This is a genomic window from Streptomyces sp. bgisy100 (genome assembly GCF_057709105.1).
In genome coordinates, this window is the sequence record NZ_JBYITE010000021.1 from 48,258 (window position 1) to 67,109 (window position 18,852).

Below are 18,852 nucleotides of genomic sequence, written 5' to 3' on the forward strand. Positions count from 1 at the left end.
GGCAAGATATCGAGCATGTCCAACCACTCCCCCGGTAGCACGCCCATGGCCGCGAACCCGCTGACCCGCGCCGTCCTCGAGATCGACGCGTACGCGGCGGGGCTCGGCTGGGACCAGCCCGCCCGGCTCTTCGCCCTTGTCGACACCGAACGGCTGCGCGCCGAGGAACCGGGCCTGGCTTCCCAGCTCGGCATCGACGACTCCGCCGAGGCCGCTTCTCTCACCCCCGTGGAACAGGACGAGCTGCCCGCCGGGGCACCGCTCGACGAGTTCCTCGCCACCATCGCCTGGCCCGGCGCCGTCGCCGGCTGCGCCATGACCGTGGAGCGGCTGATGCTCCCGCCGTCCGCCGAGGCGTCCGTGCCCGAGGGCCTGGACGATGCCCGGCTGGCGGAGTGGGTGGCGGCCCACCCGGACCGGCAGGAGGTCCGGATGACGGTCGCCGTGCTGCGGGACGGTTCCCGCGAGACGGCGCTGCGGCTCAAGGAGAAGGACTCGCCGACCGAGGTGCTCACCGGTTCCGATCTGGTGCCGGGGCTGGCCGAAGCGCTGTCGGCGACGTTCGCGGAGTAGGCGGAGCAGCACGTCGCAGTGGACCCGGGGCGCCTCTTCCGGATGCCGCCTCGGGTCCACGGGACCCGTCCGGTACGGACGGAAGTCTCCGGCCGACCCGCCGTCCCGCCGTCGTGCTGCCGGGCCGCGCGGCTCGGCGGCGGTCCGGGCCGGTGCCCGGCCGTCCGAACCGGTCCCGGGCGATGTGCGTCCCCGCCGCTGGGTGCGGGCGGGCCGCACGGTCAGCCCTTGGCGCACTCCGGCAGCGCTCCGGTGTCGCCCTTGCGGATCTTCTCCAGGGACTTCACCGCGTCCCGGATGGTGTCGACCTTCACCAGGGTGAGACCGGCGGGCACGTCCCTGGCCGCGGCGGCACAGTTGTCCTGCGGAGTGAGGAAGTAGCGGGCGCCCTTGCCGCGGGCTCCGACGGTCTTCATCTCGATGCCGCCGATCGGGCCGACCGTGCCGTCGTCCTCGATGGTGCCGGTACCGGCCACGAACTTCCCGCCGGTGAGATCACCCGGGGTCAGCTTGTCCACGATGCCCAGGGCGAACATCAGCCCCGCGCTCGGCCCGCCCACGTCGGCGAGCTTGATGTCCACCTCGAACGGGAACGTGTGGTCGGTGCCGGCCTGGATCCCGACGATCGCCCGGTCGTCGCCCGGCGCCTTCTTCGTCGGCACCGTCACCGTCCGGGTGCTGCGCGGCTCGGGCTTGCCCGCCTTCTCGGCGGCGGCCGCGGCCTTGGCCGGGACGATGGTGAACTCGACCTTCTCACCCGGCTCGTGGCGCGTCACCACCTTCGCGACGTCCCCGGGCGCTTCGATGCGCTTGCCGTCCACGGCCTTGATCACATCGCCGGCGTGCAGCCGGCCCTGGGCCGGGCTGCCCTTGACCACGGAGCCGACGACCACGCGGGCCGAGACCGGGATGCCGAGCTGCCGGAGAGCCGCGACCTTGGCGCTCTCCTGGGACTGGCTGAACTCCTCGGCGTTCTCCTGGTTGGCCTGCTCCGCGGTCTGGCCGTCGGGGTAGAGCGTGTTGTGCGGCACCACGGCGTTGTCGTGGGAGAGCCAGCCGTAGACCGCCTCGAAGAGGTTCATCCGGTAGTCGGCGCCGGTCACCCGGACCGTCGTCATGTTGAGATTGCCGGAGGCGGGATAGGTCTTGTGCCCGGAGACCTGCAGCACCGGCTCACCGCCGTGCTCGCCGAGGGTGTTCACCGTCGGGCCGGGAGACATCTCGGAGTACGGGACGGGGATCAGCACCCCGGCGCACAGCAGCGCGATCAGCGTCAGGATCGAAGCGAGCATCGTCGCGGTGCGGCGTGGCATGGAACGACAGTACGGGACGGGTCCGACAGTGCAATTCCGGGGCCGCTGCCACCGGTCCGCCGGCCATGGGGGGTACCACCGCGGCAGCGGCTCACGGCCGAGACGGCACGCCTGGGGCCGGGTGCGGCCGGAGCGCGGGACCGGGCAACGGCAATGGCGGCGGTCCGTGGCCGCGCCGGATGCGCACCGCCTGCCGGGGACCTGACCGCGGCTGCGGGCTGCGGGCTAACGGACCATGGGCCGACGGGGCTCGTCCGGTGCCTTCAGGCCGCGTCGGAGCCGGAGCGGGAACGTTCCATCGCCTCGCGGAAGCGCGCATAGCCGTCCAGCTCCGCGACATCCTCGACCTTGCGGTTCCGGGCCGCCCAACGCGCCCAGACCGCGGCGACGAGAGCCGCGACGACCGGAATCAGCAACCATGCAAGCGCCGCCATACCGGCCTCCCGACCCCATACACAACCGCAACTGACCGATGAGCAGATTAACCATCCGCCCGATCAACGCTTACGTCAGGGGGCCGGTTACGCAAGCGGAGTCGGCCATTCAGCGGGCGGCCGGATGCGCGCTAGGCACCCACCCAGTCCGCCGTTCCATCCGCGAATTCCTGGTGCTTCCAGATCGGCACCTCACGCTTGAGGTCGTCGATCAGGCGGCGGCAGGCGGCGAACGCCTCCTGCCGGTGCGGACAGGAGACCGCGACGACCACCGCGAGGTCACCCACCGAGAGGTCACCCACCCGGTGGACGGCGGCCAGCGCCCGAACGGGGAAGTCCGCGGCGACCCGCTCCGCGAGGCGGCGCATCTCCGCCTCGGCGGTCGGGTGGCAGGAGTAGCCGAGAGCGGAGACGTCCGCTCCGCCGTCGTGGTCCCGGACCGTGCCGACGAAGAGCGCCGTGCCGCCCGCGGAGTCGTCCCCGACGGCCGCGAACACCTCGTCGACGGAGAGCGGGGTCTCTCTTATCTCGACGAGACGGACCGGGTCCGGCGCTCCCGCCTCACCGGGGTGGTCGTGCGTGCCTGCCATACCGTCCATCGTGTCGCACCTGCCTGGATCAGGGAATCCGTATGCCGGAAGAATATTTCCGCTTGTGGGAGAGGTGGCGCGCTACACCCGGCGGCGCGCCTTGCGGGCCCGCCTGACCAGGGCCGCCGTACCCACCAGGGCCACCGTCGCACCGGCCGCGCCGAGCGTGGTCGCGTCCTTGCGGCCGAGCCGCCGCCCGGCGACCGTGTGCCGTCCGGCGACCTCCTCCAGCAGCTCCGCGAGGACCTCCTCGTTCGTCCAGCCGGGCCGCCATCCCGCGTCGTGCAGCCTGCTGCCGCTCACCACCCAGGGGTGCATGGTGTACGCGAGGTCGCCGGCCGGCGAGGGGGTGAGGCCGAGGCGGTGGAGCCGTGAGGCGGCACCCAGGGCCACCGCGGACGGCAGTTCCATGCGCCGGATTCCGGTCAGCTCCTCGACCTCCTCCTGCTCCAGCCAGCCGTCGCAGCCCACCGCGAACTCGCCCTCGACCTTCTCCAGCGCCGCGTACTCCAGGGCGCTCACCAGGTCCTCGATGTGGCAGAACTGCCAGGTCGGGCGGGACCCGGCGACGACCAGCAGGCGCGGGGACTCGAAGTAGCGGGTGAGGGCGGTGTCGGTGCCGCCGACCAGGATGGCCGGCCGGACCACCGTGACGTTGAGGCCGGGGTGCGCGCGGGGCGCGCGGCGGGCGAGGTGCTCGATCTCCAGCAGGTCGCCGACGCCGGTGGCCTCGGCGGTCGCGCGGAGCTCCGCGTCCTCGGCGAGCGGTACGTCGTTGTCGGGCAGCGCCCCGTAGACCATCGCCGACGTACAGAGGACGACCCGGTGCACGCCGGCCGCAGCGGCGGCGGTGAGCACGGTCTGGGCGCCTCGCACATTGTACGCCGTACGGGCCGTGGGGTCGCTCTCGAGGTCGAGATCCAGGGCGAGGTGCACCACGACATCGGCGCCCCGCAGCTTCTCGGCAATGGCCGGATCCCGCACGTCCAGCAGGTGCCACTGGGCTTCCGACATCTCGCCGCGGCGCTCGTCGATCGCCACGACCTGCTTGATCTCCTCGGACGTCGCGAGCCGCTCCGTGAGGAGGGCACCGACACCGGTCGCGGCTCCGGTGACCGCGACAACGGGGCGCCGCGAGGGCGCCGCAGCATCGTTTCGCGCTGCGCGAACTTCTCGATCTGGGGAACTCACCGGGCGTCTCCAGCGGTTGTCTTCAGTACGTACCGGAAGTGACGCGTACGTACCAGGTGGCTTCCATCCTGCCGCAGGCATCGGGGCGGCCAAGCACCGAGCCTAGAGGTGGACAGAGTGTCTACGCTGGGTGTTGTCGGGCAGTCGCCGCCGGTCCCGGGCCGGCGGCCCCTACGAGCCGAGGAAACCCGTGAGTGACAACCCATTCGGATTCGGCCTTCCGCCGGAGGAGCCGGAAGACGGCGACGACGGCAAGAAGAAGGGGGGCCAGGGCGGCCATCAGGGCCCCGCGAATCCCTTCGGGTTCGGCGGCGGGCTCGGTGGCAACGCCGGGGACAACCCCCTCGCGGCGATGTTCGGCTCGCTGAACCCGAACGACCTGGGGGCGGCCTTCCAGCAGCTCGGGCAGATGCTCTCGTACGAGGGCGGCCCGGTGAACTGGGACATGGCCAAGGACATCGCGCGCCAGACCGTCGCCCAGGGCACGGCGGACGGCACCAAGGACGCAAGCGTCGGGCCGCACGAGCGGGCGGCCGTGGAGGAGTCCGTACGGCTGGCCGATCTCTGGCTGGACGGCGTCACCTCGCTGCCGTCGGGTTCGGGCACCGCCGTGGCGTGGAGCCGGGCCGAGTGGGTCGAGGCGACGCTCCCGGTCTGGAAGGACCTGGTGGACCCGGTCGCCGAGCGGGTCGGCGCGGCCATGGGCGATGTGCTCCCCGAGGAGATGCAGGCCATGGCGGGCCCGCTGCTCGGGATGATGCGCTCCATGGGCGGCGCCATGTTCGGCACCCAGATCGGGCAGGCCGTCGGCATGCTGGCGGGCGAGGTGGTCGGCTCGAGCGACATCGGGCTGCCGCTGGGCCCCGCGGGCAAGGCCGCGCTGCTGCCGGTCAACATCGAGGCGTTCGGCAAGGGCCTGGGTGTCCCGCAGGAGGAGGTGCGGCTGTACCTCGCGCTGCGCGAGGCCGCCCACCAGCGGCTCTTCGCCCATGTCCCCTGGCTGCGGTCGCATCTGTTCGGTGCCGTGGAGGGCTACGCGCGGGGGATCAAGGTCGACACCGCGAAGCTGGAGGACGCGGTGGGCCAGCTGGACCCGACGCACCCGGAGCAGCTGCAGGAGGCGCTGCAGCAGGGCATGTTCCAGCCGGAGGACACCCCGGAGCAGAAGGCCGCGCTCGCCCGGCTGGAGACGGCTCTCGCCCTGGTCGAGGGCTGGGTGGACGCGGTGGTGCACGCCGCGGCGGCACCGCATCTGCCGTCCGCGGACCGGCTGCGGGAGACCCTGCGGCGGCGGCGCGCCAGCGGCGGCCCGGCGGAGCAGACCTTCGCCACGCTGATCGGGCTGGAGCTGCGGCCGCGCCGGCTGCGGGACGCCTCCCGGCTGTGGGCGTCGCTGACGGACGCCCGCGGAGTCGACGGGCGGGACGGGCTGTGGGCCCACCCGGACATGCTGCCGACGGCCCAGGACCTCGACGACCCCGACGGGTTCGTGCACGGCGAGCAGATGGACTTCTCGGAGATCGACAAGATGCTCGGGGAGGCCGCGAGCGGCGGGAAGCCGCGGCTCGACAAGGACGGCGACGGCGCCCAGGACAGCGGCGCACCGGGCGAGGACGGGCCGGGCACGAGCGGGCCGGGCACGAGCGGATCGGACTCGAGCGGATCGGACAAGGGCGACGGAACGGGCCGGGACGGCGAGGGCGACAGCGAGAAGTGAGCCTGCACAGGAACGCGGCCCGGGTCCTGACGAGCTGGAGCCCGCGGCGGGGGGCTGGCGTCCCGTCCGCGAGGAAGGTTCCGGGCGGCCAGCCCGGTGGCGGCACCTCCGGTGACCGGGGTGGAGCGGTGGCTTCCGACGGGGCCCCGTCGGCGGGTTCTTCCGCCGAGGTGCCGCGAGCGGGGATCCACGCACGCCACGACTCCAACCCCCGGGAGGAGTCCCACGCCCGGGAGGAGTCCCACGCCCGGGAGCAGGAGGAGCTGCGGCAGGCGTACCTGGACCACCTGGACACATATCCGGACGGCATGTGGAAGGCCTGCCGGGACGGCCACCTCACGGCGAGTGCCCTGGTGATCGACCCGGACGCCGGGCGGGTGCTGCTGACCCTGCACCGCAAGCTGCGGATGTGGCTCCAGATGGGCGGGCACTGCGAGCCGCAGGACGCGACTTTGGCGGAGGCGGCCCTGCGGGAGGCCACCGAGGAGTCCGGGATCGACGGGCTCACGCTGCTGCCCGGCGGTCCGGTGCGCCTGGACCGCCACCACACGCCGTGCGCCTGGCATCTCGATGTGCAGTACGCCGCGCTCGCGCCGGGCGGCGCGGTCGCGGCGATCAGTGACGAGTCGTTGGACCTGCGCTGGTTCGGCTACGACGAGGTGGCCGATGTCGCGGACGCCTCGGTGGTGCGGCTGGTGGAGCGCACCCGCGCCCTGCTCTGACGGGGCGCGGGGCCGCGCCCCGTCAGAGCAGCATCCGCGCTCCGGCCGAGCGGCGACCGCGCCGCGACCGGTACGGGGCTCGGACATCGCCCACGACGCGGGCGGCCGGGCTCGCGCCCCCATACGAGGTGCGAGCGCGGCCCGTCCGTTCGTGGCCCGTCCGTTCGTCGGCAGCCGTCAGCGGTTGGTCCAGACGTTGCCCTGGTTCTGCCCCTGGGCACCGTGCTGGCCCATGCCGTACTGGGCGCGCATCCCCTGGCCGATCACCGCGTTCTGCGGCGGCAGCAGCTCGCTGGGCTGGACCAGGGCGTACCCCTGGCCGAGGAAGTTGAGCTCCCAGCCCTCCCCGGTGTTGCCCCGGCGCCGGAAGACACCGGCGGAGTGGGTCTGGGCCTGCATCTGCACCCGCAGCGAGCTGGACCAGGCGACGATGGCGTCCGCGTCGGCGTTGACGTACTTGTCCGGGGTGACCTGGAGCATCAGCGGCTGGCCGGAGGTCATCAGCGCCACCTTGCCCCGGCCGGTGATCTGCAGGTTGTACTTGCCGGACCCGGATATGCCGAACTGGCTGTCCACGGCGATCACCTCGCTGTTCAGCGCGGAGTCCAGCGCCAGGACATAACTGCTGTCCACGGTCAGTCCGGTGTGGTCGACGTCGACCACATGCACGTACTGGGCGAGGTTGGCCAGGTAGACGGTGCCCTGCCCCGAGCAGCGCATCAGGTCGAGGCCTTCGCCGGTGTGCGCACGGGCGCGCTGCTGGCCCGGCGACCGGTACTCCGCGTCGAACTCGATGATCCCCTGGTAGGCGACCATCGTGCCCTTCCGGGCGAGGACGTCCTCGTGGCCGCTCAGGGAGACCCGCAGCAACTGCGGGTTCTGCAGGGCGTAGCGGTCCTGGGTCTCGGTCTCGGTGAAGCCGAAAAGTGGACTCTGCATGGTGTGTTCGCTCTCCCCCTCAGCCCCGGGCCCGGAGCCGGTCGGTGCTGTCCTCGCTCGGCTGGACGACGACGAATCCCTGGCCGGAGAACCCGATCTGGTACGCCTCGCCGCTGCCCCGCCCGATCATGGAGGAGGCCTTGAAGCTGCGCTTCCCCTTCATCTTGAGACCGGTGGACCAGGCGACGAGCGCGTCCGGGTCGACATAGGTCTCGTCCTCACCGCTGCCGCAGTCGACCACGATCGGGGTGCCGCGGGAGGTCAGGGCGACCCATCCGGTGCCGGAGACACCGACGTTGAACAGTCCCTGCCCGGCGAATTTGGCCATGCCCTTGACCCGCTGGACGCCCCACTGGAGATGGGCGTCGAAGGCGAGCAGGTTGGTGCCGTTCACCGAGAGGGCGTCGTTGTCGAGGTTGAGGCAGACGACGTCGGCGCCGTAGTCGGCGAGAAAGAGCAGGCCGTCACCGCTGCACTTCATCAGCGGGGCACCCTCGCCGGTGAGCCACTGCGACGCCATCTGACGGACGGCGGGCGGGTTCGGCTCGTACTGGACGAAGCCCTCGTACGCGACCATCGAGCCGGTGCGTGCGAAGAGGTCCTGGCCGCTCTGCATGGCGACCTTGAGCATGCTGCGCCCGTGGTTCTCCATCCGGGCTGCCATCGGGGCCGGGGCGCAGCCCGCGATCAGTTGCTGGTCCATGACGGGCTCCTTCAGACCTCGTAGGGCTGGACGACGATGAAATTGCCGGGGGCTCCGCGGAACTGGAGGTTCACGGTCTCACCGCTGTGGCCCGGGTAGGCGTGCCGGCTGATCCGCACCTGGCTGGAGATGATCACCTGCGCGGCCGCGGACCAGGCGACGATGGCGTTGCTGTCGGCGAAGGTGGTGGGGGTGACCGGCAGGACCACCGGAACCCCTTGGGTCTTCACCACGACGGTGCCGGTGCCGTGGAACTGCATGGTGAACAGGGCACCGCCGGGGATGCCGTGGCCCTCGATGCGGCGCACCTCGTGCTGCAGGGTCTCGTCGAAGGCGAGGACGTTCTCGGCGGAGACGCAGATCGCGTCGCCCTGGAGCTCGATCGGGTGGATGTGCGCGCCGTTCTCGGCGAAGAACACCTGGCCCCGGCCGGAGCAGCGCATGAGCTGCATCTCCTGGCCGGTGGCATTGCCGATGACCCGGCCGCGGAAGCCCGCGCCCTTGTAACCGAAGTCGACCTTGCCCTGGTACAGCACCATGCTGCCCTGACGGGCGAGGACGGGCTGCGCGTCGGCGCCGAGGTCGACCCTGATGAGCTGCTGGTTCTGCAGGGCCCAGCGCTGGCCGGTGGGTGCCTCACGGAACTTCTGGAGCCCCGCACCGAGACCGGGGCCACCGCCGGCCGGCGGCATGCCGGGCACCTGGCCGGGCAGGCCCGACGCCATGGGCTGGGCGGGCTGTCCGTAGGGAGCCGGAGCGGGGACACCCGGCTGACCGTAGGGGGCCGGAGCAGGAGCGCCGGGCTGACCGTACGGGCCCGGCTGAGCGGGGAACTGGCCGGGCACACCGTGCGGGGCCTGGGGAGCCATCGGGGTCTGGGGAGGTTGCGGGGCCTGGGGAGCCTGCGGTGCCTGGGTGGCGCCCGGCGCCTGGCCGTACGGCTGCTGCCCGGGGTACGGCCCGGGCTGGGCGGGCGGCGGAAGCTGGTCGCCGGGTGCGGTGTGGCCCGGCGGCGATGCCAGCGGAGCGGCCACGGTGGGGGCTGCGTGCACCGGCTGGGACACGGGCGGAGCGGCGGGGGCCGGATCGGGCTGGGTGGGGGCGACGGGGGCGGGTGCAGGGGCAGGAGCCGGAGACTGAGCCGGGGCCGGGGCGGGGGACGCCGGTGGGGCGAATCCCGGTGCGGGCGCGGCGTCCTGCGGCGGCGCGAAAGCCGGTGCGGCCGCGGGCTGCTGCTCGGGGGACTCCTCCTCCAGCACCTCGCCGCCGAAGTGCTTCAGCAGCGCCTCCAGACCGCCGTCGAAGCCCTGGCCGACCGCCGCGAACCGCCAGCCGTCCTTCCGGTAGAAGTCGCCCAGCATCACCGCGCGTTCGGTGCTGAACTCCGCTCCGGTGAAGGAGTAGCGGACGACTTCCTCGCCGCCTGCCACGATGCGGATGTAACCCGGCCCGACCTGCGACATCTGCCCGGCACCGTCGAGTGTGGCGGTGAAGGAGAGCTTGTGGATGCTCTCCGGGACGGCGTCGAGGGTGACCCGGAAGGACTCGGTGTCCCCGGCCTGCGCCCCGAGCAGCTGTATCGACTCCTCGGGCGACTTGGGCTGGTTGAAGAAGACGAAGTACCGGTCGTCCGACAGCCGTTCATCGGCGTCGATGCCGAAGCAGCTGATGTCGAAGGACAGCCCGGGGCCCGATATCTGAACCCCGATGTACAGATCTGTCCCCGCTGTCAGATCACTGACCCTGGCCTTGTGGCCGCGTTGGAATTCCCTGGCCATACGTAACGACCGTCCCCCATCCGAGCTGTGAAGTGCGTTGCGTCAGGCTAACGGCTCGGGCCGAGAGGGAGCGATCCCTGTGGACAACGGCTGCTCGCCCGCGGCCTACTCGTTCCCGCCCGCGTCCAGTTGCGGCAGCCGGCCGGCCGCGGCCACGCCTTCGAGATAGCCGCGGGCGCGCTCGGTGCGCGGATAGGCCTTCAGCAGTTCCCAGAAGCGGGCACCGTGGCCCGGCACCAGCAGATGGGCCAGTTCGTGGAGGAGGACGTAGTCGATGACGTATCCGGGCATTCCCTTGAGCCGGTGGGACAGCCGGATGCTGCCCTCGGCGGGGGTACAGGATCCCCAGCGGGTGTTCTGATTGGTGACCCAGCGGACGCTCACGGGCCGGGCCCGGCCGTCCAGATACTGGTTCGACAGCTGGTCGGCCCGGTCCGCGAGCTCGCTGTCGCTCAGCAGCCGCTTGCTCTCCTGCGCCGCCAGCTTGTCCAGCATGGTGGTCACCCAGCGCCGCTCCTCGGCCTCGGACATGCGGGCCGGAATCAGGACGATGGTGCGGTCGCCCTCGCGATAGGCGGAGACCGTACGCCGCCGGCGGGCACTTCTGCGGACCTCGACCGGGCCCGTCCCCGAAGCGGGGTCGGTCCGGCCGGAGGGGAGGCGCGGTGCGCTTCCGGAGCGGTGCAGTGGATCGGCGGGCACGTGCCGAACGGTACCGGCTGGACTGGGACGGCGTCTCTCCCCCGGAACGGTTCGCGAAGGATCACCCCACGGCGTGCACCGTTTGAACGACTAATACCCACCGCCTGTGGATAACTTTGCGCGGCGTTCGGCCGGTCACGGCATGCTGTGTGCGGTCGGCCGGGCTTTCGGCCGAGCGATCCGACGGGGGGCGAGTGATGCATCCGATGCTCAAGCCCGCGCTGCGGCGCGGCTGGCGCAACCGCGAGAGCGTCCAGTTCGGTGTGACGCCGGCGCATGCGGTGCTGCTGGGGCCGGTGGACACGGCAACGGGCAGCTTCCTGAATCTGCTCGACGGCACGCGGGGGCTGCCACTGCTGCGGCAGCAAGCCGAGGCCATGGGCCTGACGGCACAGCGGGCGGACGAAGTGGTGCGCCGATTGTGCGCTGCCGGCCTGCTGGACGACCCCACCGCGGACGCGGACGGGACCACCGGCTCCACCGACGGAACGGGTCCTTCCGGCCCTGCGGACCTCACGGACGCAGCGGGCTCCACGGGATACGGGGAGGCAACGGATCGGGGCGGCTCCGCGGACTCCGTGGCCGCTGCGGGCCGCCCGGAGACGGTGCGCTCCGCGGCATGCGCGGACCGTGCGGGCGGGGCGGGCCCCGCGAGCCGAACGGATGCCTCCGGTACGACGGATCGGTGGCGTACCCCGTTGGCCCCACCTCCGGGGCATCCGGCCGACTCATCCTCCAGGAATGGACCCGCCGGCTCGGCCCCCGGGCCCGGTCGGGCCGGCTCAGGTCCGCCCCAGGGGCCTACGGGCTCAACTCCCGCAACTGCTGGTGCCGATGTCACTCATCGGGCCGCATCCGCCCGCAGGCCCGGCGCCGTGAGACGAAGGGCCGGTTCGGCCGGCGCTCCCTCCTCCGGCCCGGCTGCCTGCCTCGACCGGGTCTCGGTCCGGGACCGCTTACGCCCGGACCTGGCCTCGCTGTCGGTGGTGCACCCGGAGCCGGGCGCGGCGGTGCGCCGTATGCGGGCCCGAGCGGCCATACGCGTGCACGTCCGGGGAGCGGGCCGGGTGGGGACCGCGATCGCCGCGGCGCTGTCCGCCTCCGGAGTGGGCGAGGTCGAGGTCACGGACGGCGGCTGTGTCGAACCGTGGGACGTGGGGCCGTCCGGGATCCCCGCCGAAGCCATCGGCGAGCGGCGCAGCATCGCCGCGCGACGGGTGGTACGGGCCTGTGCACCCGGTCCCCGGCCACGACGGTCCGGCTCGGCCGCCGCGGGAGGAACGGGTGCGGGGGCCGCGCTCGTTGTCCTCGCCCCACGCGACGGCCTCGCCGCCTACGCTCCCGACCCGGCCTCCGCCGAGGAGCTGATGGCGGCGGGCACACCCCATCTGTACGCGGGCGTGATCGAGGGGACCGGTGTCGTCGGTCCGCTGGTGCTGCCGGGCGGCTCGGCGTGTGCCCAGTGCCTGGCTCTGGGCCGGGCCGAACAGGAGCCCGCATGGCCCCGCATGCTGGCCCAGTGGCGGTCGGGGCGCACCGGCGCGGCCGCGGTGGCCTGTGACACCGGACTCGCCACCCTGGTCGCCGGCCTGACCGCCTCCCATGCGCTGACCTTTCTCGACGGAAGGCTCCCGGTGTGCGCGGGGGCGCGGCTGGAGTTCGCCCTGCCCGATCTGGCCTGGGAGCCACGGCCGGTGGCTCCGCATCCGAGCTGCGCCTGCGGGGCCCGACCGACCGCCCCGGCGCCGGCCGCGGCAGCCGGATCAGGGGAAGGTGCCTCCGCGGAACCGGCACCGCGCGGGAAAATGACCACGTACCGCGGTGCGCGGCGTGGCCCCGGGGGTAACCCTCCGGGAGAGTGCAGTGGAGTTGGAGGGGCGCATGTCTGATCTTCCCCGCAAGGCGGTCACCCGTACCGCCAAGTTGGCAGCACTGCCCCTGGGTTTCGCCGGACGTGCCACCTGGGGGCTGGGCAAGCGGATCGGTGGCCGTTCGGCGGAGATCGTCGGACGGGAGCTGCAACAGCGCACTGCCGAGCAGCTGTTCAAGGTTCTGGGTGAACTCAAGGGCGGTGCCATGAAGTTCGGGCAGGCGCTCTCGGTCTTCGAGTCCGCGCTGCCGGAGGAAGTGGCCGGGCCCTACCGGGCCGCCCTGACCAAGCTCCAGGAAGCGGCGCCTCCGATGCCGGTCCGGACGGTCCACTCGGTTCTCCAGGAGCGGCTGGGCGAGGACTGGCGGGAGCTCTTCGAGGAGTTCGAGGACAAGCCGGCCGCCGCGGCGTCCATCGGGCAGGTGCACCGCGCCGTGTGGCACGACGGACGCGAAGTCGCCGTCAAGGTGCAGTACCCGGGCGCGGGCGAGGCCCTGCTGTCGGACCTCAACCAGTTGGGGCGTTTCGCCCGGATACTGGGACCGCTGATTCCCGGGATGGACGTCAAGCCGCTCATCACCGAGCTGCGTGACCGGGTGTCGGAGGAGCTGGACTACGCCCTGGAGGCAGAGGCCCAGCGTGCGCACGCGGCGGAATTCGCCGACGACCCGGATGTGGTCGTACCCGATGTGGTGTTCCAGGGGGACGAGGTACTCATCACCGAGTGGATGGACGGGGTACCGCTCTCCGAGGTCATAACCAGCGGCAGCCAGGCGGAGCGGGACCGCGCCGGCCAGTTGCTGGCCCGCTTCCTCTTCTCCGGAACGGCTCGGACGGGTCTGCTGCACGCGGATCCGCACCCGGGCAACTTCCGTCTGCTGGTCGGTGACGCCCCCGACGGCCCACCCGAGAAGTGGCGGCTGGGGGTGATGGACTTCGGCACTGTCGACCGGCTGCCGGACGGCTTGCCTCCGACCATCGGCACCGCGCTGCGGATGACCCTGGAGGGCGACGCCGAGTCGGTCCACGCCATGCTCTGCGACGAGGGCTTCGTCAAGCCGACGATCGACCTTCAGCCGGACGCCGTACTGGACTATCTGCTGCCGATCATCGAGCCGGCCCGGGTGGAGGAATTCACCTTCACCCGCAGCTGGATGCGGACGCAGGCCGCACGGGTCGCCGACCCCAGGTCCCCCGCCTATCAGTTGGGCCGCCAGCTCAATCTGCCGCCGGCCTATCTGCTGATCCACCGAGTGACCCTGAGCACCATCGGCGTGCTCTGCCAGCTGGGTGCTGCCGTACGGCTGCGGGATGAGCTCACCGCCTGGGTGCCCGGATTCGATGCCGAGGAAGAGCCGGCGGAAGCACAAGAGCCGGAGAGCGACGGACTGGATGGAAGCGATCTCGAGGAGGCCTGCGCACAGGGTGGGCAGCCGGAGAACCGAGCGGACGAGGGCACGGCCGAGGCAGCGGACCGCGTCGGCGCCGCAGAGGGCGAACCCGAGGAGAACCGAACCTCCGGGACGGGCTGACCGGCAGGCCCGAGACCGCACCGGGCAGGTCAACGGAGTCGACGCGGCGGACGACGGGTGAACGGCAAGCTCGGCGGGAGGGCTACCCCGAGGGCATCCTGGGGCGTGTCGGGGCGGCACGGGCTGGTCTCGGCCCGCTCTGCCATCGCCACCGTCCACGGCGGCTTCTCACCCGTACGGCGGGCGCCCGGCCGGGCCAACGGCCCGGCACGCCGCGGTCACCACCAGGACGAGTCGAGGCGTCCTTCGATGGCGCGGAGGTTGTCCCGGGCGCAGTCGTCGCAGAAGTAGTGCCGGCTGCCGTTCTCCACGGAGCAGGTCCACGTCACCGGGGGCTGAGGCCCGGCCGCCTCGGTGCCGCACCGGGAGCACACCATGGTCTGCTTCTCGGCACCCTGCTGCGCAGCGTGATGAGTCTGCTGGTTCACCTTTCGACGATATCCCCGTGGAAGGCCCGGGGCAGGCGCAACGCACCGCCGGACCGACCCGACGCCCACCGCACGGCAGGCACACCGCACGGCGGGAAGAGCGCATGGCAAGAAGAGCCCACGGCGGGTGCACAACGCACCGCGGGGCCGGTTCGGCGAACCGGCCCCGCTCAGTGGCATGACGCCGCTCTGGTCACTGCATGACGGCCATGGCCAGGGCACGCCGGGCCCGCAGCGAGGCACGCTCGGCCCGGCGCTGCATGCGGCGGGCGGCGACCAGGCGCAGGGCCGGGCGTTCGGACTCGGCCTCGTGCAGTCGGTCTTGCATATGAGCACGGGCCAGGGCTTCTGGGATGAGTTGCATGTCGCGGGTCCTGTTCTGGCGCGAGGTCTTCACCCCGGCGGCGGTACGGGCTGGGCTTTCGGTGACGGACGGCTCGTGGGCGGACGGCTTCATCGTCGGGACCTGCTTCGTGGGTTCGTGCTTACGGGGACGGTCGATCGTTCCGAGGGTGGTCATGCTGCGACCGGGTTCTTCCGCGGGCGACCACGCGGCCGCTTCCTCGGTACGACGACGCCCTGGACGAAGAGCTCACCGCCCCAGACGCCCCACGGCTCACGCCGGTCCTTGGCGCCCGCGAGGCAGGCCTCACGCAGCGGACAGGTCTGGCAGAGCGACTTGGCGTATTCGACGTCGGCCGGGGACTCGGCGAAGAAGACCTCCGGGTCGTACGAGCGGCAGGGAATGAGCTCACCGAGGCGCTCGATCTGGTCGTCGAGCGCGGTGAGCTGGGTCAGCTGAGTCAAGGGGACCTCCGAAGGGCCGGGCGGCGGGATCACAGGGTCGTGCGGTACGGACGGGGCGTGCGCGGGGCTGGGCACGGGCGGTGTCTTCCTCGTCTGTCGGCCCGGCCTGGTGGGCCGGGGTGTTCGGTCGGTACCGGGTGACTTCCGCATCCGGCGCCGGAGACGTTGTGTTCTCAGGCAACGGAAAGGGCCGCGGATCCCGGTTCGGGTTCCGCGGCCCTGGAAGGTGCCGACCTGATCTTGCGATCAGGCTGGATCTCTCCAGGGTTCGAGGCCACGGAAGGCCCGCATCTTGTGGTGCTCGGCCGCAGAGGTCGTGCCGCCGGCGAAACCGCCGTCGGCCCACTTCTGCTGGAGGTCGGCACCCTTGGCCGTGAAGGCATAGGCCGATGCCTGTGCCTCTACTGCCGCCGGTGCCTGGGTCGGTCGCTCATTGCGCACAGCAATGTGACGCTCGTCGAGACGTGCTTCGGCGCCACCGGACAGACCGGAAATGCTCAGCTCGCGGAAGCCCTGGGGGATACCGGCGAGGAGCGGGACGGACCGAAGCTCGGAGACGCTCGACAGGCAGGAGGCGACGACCTCACGACCGGCCAGGCTGGTGATGCTGATCATTTGGAATCGCCTCCTCTCGGCGTCTCGGGGACTGGTCGGACCAGTCCGTCGGGGCTCAGGACAACACGGCTGCAAGGGCTTGGAGAAGCCCTTGCCTCCGTGTTCGGAAGGCTATGGGGATTCCTGCGGCCCGCGCAAACTATTTTTTCGACGAGTTCGTATCAGTCGTCCGCGACGTCCTCGGAGCTGTGCCGGAGTCGGTCGTCCGGCGCGTCGCCGACGTCGGTTCCGGCGTCCGCGGCAGGGGATTGCGCCGGGGCGTCCCCCGCGCACAGTGCCAGGACATCCGCACCGAACCGGTCGAGCTTGCGCCGTCCCACTCCGGCGATGGTGACGAGTTCCGACGCCTCGCCCGGCACTGCTTCGGCGATGGCCATCAGCGTCTTGTCGGTGAAGACGCAGTAGGCGGGCTGTCCGAGCTCCGCCGCTCGCTCCGAGCGCCACTCGCGCAGGCGCTCGTACAGCGCCTCGTCGAGTTCGGAGGGGCAGCCCTCGCAGCGCATCAGCTTCATCTCACCCGCGTCGGTGAGCGTGCGCCCGCACACCCGGCAGCGGACCGGTCCGCGTTTCACCCGCCTCGACGCGCCGGTGCCGCCCCGCACCACGCCGCCGGCGCTGCCGCCGCGGGACGCCGCGCCCCGTGCGACAGGGCCCCGGAGCTCCTGGACGAAGCGGCTGGGCCGACGGTTCGCGCGCCCGCCCGGCGACCGCGAGAGGGACCAGGAGAGGCCGAGGTGGATCCGCGCCCGGGTGACCCCTACATAGAGGAGACGGCGTTCCTCCTCGATCTGTTCGTCGGTCTTCGCGTAGGTGATCGGCACGATGCCCTCGGTGAGACCGGCCAGGAACACGGCGTCCCACTCCAGGCCCTTCGCCGCGTGCAGGGAGGCGAGGGTGACGCCCTCGACCGTCGGGGCGTGCTGGGCACCGGCCCGTTCGTCGAGCTCCGTGACGAGGTCGGCGAGGGTCGGGGGCCCGGCGCCCGCAGCGGCACGGGCGGCGGAGAACTGCTCGGCCAGCCGGACCAGCGCCGCCAGGGACTCCCAGCGGTCCCGTACGGCGCCGGAGCCGGCCGGCGGCTCCGGGGTCCAGCCCTTGGTGCCCAGCACGGCGCGCACCTGGGAGGGCAGATCGGCCGCGTCCTCCAAGAGGGGGTCGTTGCCTCCCGCCCGCGCGGCCCCCCGCAGGGCGACGCCTGCCTCGCGGACCTCCGGGCGCTCGAAGAACCGTTCCGCGCCCCGCAGCTGATACGGGATGCCGTGGTCGGCGAGGGCCTGCTCGTAGACCTCCGACTGGGCGTTGATGCGGTAGAGCACCGCGATCTCACTCGCCGGGACACCGCCGCCCCCCTGCTCGCGCGGTGTCATCAGCTCCCGGATACGGCGGGCGATGCCCTCCGCCTCGGCCGGTTCGTCGGTGTACTCGGTGTGGACCGGCTCGGGGCCGGGTCCGCGCTGCGAGACCAGCTCCAGGCGGTGTTCGGCGGCCCGCCCCCTGGCGCGGCCCATCAGGTTGTTGGCGAGGTGCACGACCTGGGGGGTGGAGCGGTAGTCGCGGACGAGCCTGACGACGGTGGCGTGCGGGTGCCGGGTACGGAAGTTGAGCAGATGGTCGGGGGTGGCGCCGGTGAACGAGTAGATCGTCTGACCGGCGTCGCCGACCACGCAGAGGCTGTCCCGGTCACCGAGCCACAGGTCGAGCAGCCGCTGCTGGAGCGGGCTGACGTCCTGGTACTCGTCGACGACGAAGTGCTGGTACTGGCTGCGCACGGTGTCCGCGATGTCGTGCCGGTCCTGCAGCACGCCGACGGTCAGCAGCAGCACGTCCTCGAAGTCGATGACGCCGCGGTCCCGCTTCAGCTGCTCGTACGTGCCGTAGATCCCGGCGATCTCGGCGGGATCGCGCGGGGCCTCCCGGCCGGACTTGGTGACGGCGGCGGGGTAGTCCTCGGGCACCGTCTGGGTGACCTTCGCCCACTCGACCTCACCGGTGACGTCCCGCAGCTCGTTCCGGTCCAGGCGGATCCGGCAGCGGGCGGCCGCCTCCGCGACCAGCTGGACCTTGCGCTCCAGCAGCCGCGGCAGCTCACCGCCGACCGCGCGCGGCCAGAAGTACTGGAGCTGACGCAGCGCGGCCGAGTGGAACGTGCGGGCCTGGACCCCGGCCGCCCCGAGCTGGCGGAGCCGTCCGCGCATCTCCCCGGCCGCCCGGTTGGTGAAGGTGACGGCGAGCACACTGGACGGCTGGAGCACTCCGGACCGCACGCCGTAGGCGATGCGATGAGTGATCGCCCGGGTCTTGCCGGTGCCCGCGCCGGCCAGTACGCAGACCGGTCCGTGCAGGGCGGTGGCGACCTCGCGCTGCTCGGGGTCGAGTCCGTCGAGCACCGCGTCGGCCGAGTCGGGAACCGCCGGGAAGAGGGGGGTGAGGCTTCCCGTGCCGGGCGCGGCGGAGGCGAGAGGACCGTTGCTTGCTGTCACCCCGCCATGCTGCCAGGTCGCCCGGAGCGGCCGGGAGGGTTGTCCACAGCCGCAGCCGCCCGGTCGTACCGGGAGCCGAGGGGTGTGGCTGCGGGGCGCGGGGGTGGTGAGGTGTGGGAGATGCTGCGGTGAGCGAGGACGGGGCCTCCCACCCGGGCGGGGACAACGTCCGGCTCCCGGAACCGCCCGATAACCGGACCACCCCCGACCGCCCCACCCCCCGAAGCACGACTCCCTCCACCGACCCGCCCCGCCCCGCATGTGCCGTTGCTCACGGTCCGCCCGCGCGGCGCTGGTCCGCCGCTGATCCGCCGACGCGCCCGGAGCCGCCCCGTCACGGGCCTCTGCCGCGTTCATGCCCCTTCGCGGCGCCGTCGTGTAGCGTCCCGCGGATATCCCGGAGGGGAATGCCCCGCAATGGTTGAGCGTTCCACTACCGACCGTCACATCCGACCACA

At 72.2% G+C, this 18,852-nt stretch carries 18 protein-coding genes and 1 pseudogene; 6 read left to right on the forward strand and 13 right to left on the reverse strand.

Annotated elements, in window-relative coordinates; all coding sequences use genetic code 11:
- Positions 1–15: 15 nt before the first annotated feature.
- Positions 16–573: a PPA1309 family protein gene (locus AC3EQ1_RS16395; RefSeq protein ID WP_432095046.1), complete on the forward strand. Its 558-nt coding sequence runs from the start codon at positions 16–18 to the stop codon at positions 571–573.
- Between the two features lie 221 nt (positions 574–794).
- Here AC3EQ1_RS16395 and AC3EQ1_RS16400 read toward each other — a convergent pair whose 3' ends face one another.
- The 4 genes from AC3EQ1_RS16400 to AC3EQ1_RS16415 form a co-directional block, all read right to left on the reverse strand.
- Positions 795–1,886, reverse strand: coding sequence for a YlbL family protein (locus tag AC3EQ1_RS16400; RefSeq protein ID WP_432095047.1), 1,092 nt, complete (start codon positions 1,884–1,886; stop codon positions 795–797).
- A gap of 263 nt (positions 1,887–2,149) precedes the next feature.
- The gene (locus AC3EQ1_RS16405) at positions 2,150–2,320 is read right to left on the reverse strand and encodes a hypothetical protein (protein WP_351514592.1); all 171 of its coding nucleotides are present in this window, start codon (positions 2,318–2,320) and stop codon (positions 2,150–2,152) included.
- 131 nt (positions 2,321–2,451) lie between these two features.
- Positions 2,452–2,910 carry a molybdenum cofactor biosynthesis protein MoaE gene (locus tag AC3EQ1_RS16410; protein WP_432095048.1) on the reverse strand — a complete coding sequence of 153 codons (459 nt, stop codon included), beginning with the start codon at positions 2,908–2,910 and terminating at the stop codon, positions 2,452–2,454.
- Between the two features lie 81 nt (positions 2,911–2,991).
- Positions 2,992–4,101, reverse strand: a complete 1,110-nt coding sequence (locus tag AC3EQ1_RS16415) for an SDR family oxidoreductase (RefSeq protein ID WP_432095049.1) — start codon at positions 4,099–4,101, stop codon at positions 2,992–2,994.
- 190 nt (positions 4,102–4,291) lie between these two features.
- Here AC3EQ1_RS16415 and AC3EQ1_RS16420 point away from each other — a divergent pair, with 190 nt between their 5' ends.
- Together AC3EQ1_RS16420 and AC3EQ1_RS16425 are read left to right on the forward strand one after the other, a co-directional pair.
- Positions 4,292–5,818, forward strand: a complete 1,527-nt coding sequence (locus AC3EQ1_RS16420; protein ID WP_432095050.1) for a zinc-dependent metalloprotease — start codon at positions 4,292–4,294, stop codon at positions 5,816–5,818.
- Between the two features lie 263 nt (positions 5,819–6,081).
- Positions 6,082–6,540 (forward strand): NUDIX hydrolase, encoded by a 459-nt coding sequence (locus AC3EQ1_RS16425; RefSeq protein ID WP_432095084.1) that lies wholly within the window; start codon positions 6,082–6,084, stop codon positions 6,538–6,540.
- Between the two features lie 177 nt (positions 6,541–6,717).
- Here the strand turns inward: AC3EQ1_RS16425 and AC3EQ1_RS16430 are convergent, their stop codons facing one another.
- The 4 genes from AC3EQ1_RS16430 to AC3EQ1_RS16445 form a co-directional block, all read right to left on the reverse strand.
- Positions 6,718–7,479, reverse strand: coding sequence for an AIM24 family protein (locus AC3EQ1_RS16430; RefSeq protein ID WP_432095051.1), 762 nt, complete (start codon positions 7,477–7,479; stop codon positions 6,718–6,720).
- Positions 7,480–7,498: 19 nt separating this feature from the next.
- Positions 7,499–8,182: an AIM24 family protein gene (locus AC3EQ1_RS16435; RefSeq protein ID WP_388860545.1), complete on the reverse strand. Its 684-nt coding sequence runs from the start codon at positions 8,180–8,182 to the stop codon at positions 7,499–7,501.
- Positions 8,183–8,193: 11 nt separating this feature from the next.
- Positions 8,194–9,960 (reverse strand): TerD family protein, encoded by a 1,767-nt coding sequence (locus AC3EQ1_RS16440; RefSeq protein ID WP_432095052.1) that lies wholly within the window; start codon positions 9,958–9,960, stop codon positions 8,194–8,196.
- Between the two features lie 105 nt (positions 9,961–10,065).
- Positions 10,066–10,662: a M48 metallopeptidase family protein gene (locus AC3EQ1_RS16445; protein ID WP_432095053.1), complete on the reverse strand. Its 597-nt coding sequence runs from the start codon at positions 10,660–10,662 to the stop codon at positions 10,066–10,068.
- Positions 10,663–10,859: 197 nt separating this feature from the next.
- Here AC3EQ1_RS16445 and AC3EQ1_RS16450 point away from each other — a divergent pair.
- From AC3EQ1_RS16450 to AC3EQ1_RS16460, 3 genes and pseudogenes are all read left to right on the forward strand, one after another.
- Positions 10,860–11,123, forward strand: a pseudogene (locus AC3EQ1_RS16450) (ThiF family adenylyltransferase); the annotation flags it as partial.
- 414 nt (positions 11,124–11,537) lie between these two features.
- Complete coding sequence (locus tag AC3EQ1_RS16455; RefSeq protein WP_432095085.1) at positions 11,538–12,551, forward strand: ThiF family adenylyltransferase; 1,014 nt, start codon at positions 11,538–11,540, stop codon at positions 12,549–12,551.
- Positions 12,544–14,064: an ABC1 kinase family protein gene (locus tag AC3EQ1_RS16460; RefSeq protein WP_432095054.1), complete on the forward strand. Its 1,521-nt coding sequence runs from the start codon at positions 12,544–12,546 to the stop codon at positions 14,062–14,064. The genes AC3EQ1_RS16455 and AC3EQ1_RS16460 overlap by 8 nt, the downstream gene beginning before the upstream one ends.
- A 218-nt stretch (positions 14,065–14,282) precedes the next feature.
- Here AC3EQ1_RS16460 and AC3EQ1_RS16465 read toward each other — a convergent pair whose 3' ends face one another.
- The 5 genes from AC3EQ1_RS16465 to AC3EQ1_RS16485 form a co-directional block, all read right to left on the reverse strand.
- Positions 14,283–14,492, reverse strand: coding sequence for a hypothetical protein (locus tag AC3EQ1_RS16465; RefSeq protein ID WP_388860737.1), 210 nt, complete (start codon positions 14,490–14,492; stop codon positions 14,283–14,285).
- A 193-nt stretch (positions 14,493–14,685) separates the two neighbouring features.
- The gene (locus tag AC3EQ1_RS16470) at positions 14,686–15,012 is read right to left on the reverse strand and encodes a hypothetical protein (protein ID WP_432095055.1); all 327 of its coding nucleotides are present in this window, start codon (positions 15,010–15,012) and stop codon (positions 14,686–14,688) included.
- On the reverse strand, positions 15,009–15,374 hold the full coding sequence (locus AC3EQ1_RS16475; RefSeq protein ID WP_432095056.1) for a WhiB family transcriptional regulator: 366 nt from the start codon (positions 15,372–15,374) through the stop codon (positions 15,009–15,011). The genes AC3EQ1_RS16470 and AC3EQ1_RS16475 overlap by 4 nt, the downstream gene beginning before the upstream one ends.
- Before the next feature lie 171 nt (positions 15,375–15,545).
- A complete protein-coding gene (locus AC3EQ1_RS16480) occupies positions 15,546–15,914 on the reverse strand; it encodes a hypothetical protein (protein WP_432095057.1) in 369 nt (122 codons plus the stop codon).
- A 161-nt stretch (positions 15,915–16,075) separates the two neighbouring features.
- Positions 16,076–18,301: an ATP-dependent DNA helicase UvrD2 gene (locus AC3EQ1_RS16485; protein WP_432095086.1), complete on the reverse strand. Its 2,226-nt coding sequence runs from the start codon at positions 18,299–18,301 to the stop codon at positions 16,076–16,078.
- Positions 18,302–18,852 lie beyond the last annotated feature (551 nt).

Excerpts from the sequence above, each read along its gene's own strand:
- AC3EQ1_RS16395 (WP_432095046.1), top strand. The coding sequence starts at position 16 with ATGTCCAACCACTCCCCCGGTAGCACGCCCATGGCCGCGAACCCGCTG.
- AC3EQ1_RS16400 (WP_432095047.1), bottom strand. The coding sequence starts at position 1,886 with ATGCCACGCCGCACCGCGACGATGCTCGCTTCGATCCTGACGCTGATC.
- AC3EQ1_RS16405 (WP_351514592.1), bottom strand. The coding sequence starts at position 2,320 with ATGGCGGCGCTTGCATGGTTGCTGATTCCGGTCGTCGCGGCTCTCGTC.
- AC3EQ1_RS16410 (WP_432095048.1), bottom strand. The coding sequence starts at position 2,910 with ATGGCAGGCACGCACGACCACCCCGGTGAGGCGGGAGCGCCGGACCCG.
- AC3EQ1_RS16430 (WP_432095051.1), bottom strand. The coding sequence starts at position 7,479 with ATGCAGAGTCCACTTTTCGGCTTCACCGAGACCGAGACCCAGGACCGC.
- AC3EQ1_RS16435 (WP_388860545.1), bottom strand. The coding sequence starts at position 8,182 with ATGGACCAGCAACTGATCGCGGGCTGCGCCCCGGCCCCGATGGCAGCC.
- AC3EQ1_RS16440 (WP_432095052.1), bottom strand. The coding sequence starts at position 9,960 with ATGGCCAGGGAATTCCAACGCGGCCACAAGGCCAGGGTCAGTGATCTG.
- AC3EQ1_RS16460 (WP_432095054.1), top strand. The coding sequence starts at position 12,544 with ATGTCTGATCTTCCCCGCAAGGCGGTCACCCGTACCGCCAAGTTGGCA.
- AC3EQ1_RS16470 (WP_432095055.1), bottom strand. The coding sequence starts at position 15,012 with ATGACCACCCTCGGAACGATCGACCGTCCCCGTAAGCACGAACCCACG.
- AC3EQ1_RS16480 (WP_432095057.1), bottom strand. The coding sequence starts at position 15,914 with ATGATCAGCATCACCAGCCTGGCCGGTCGTGAGGTCGTCGCCTCCTGC.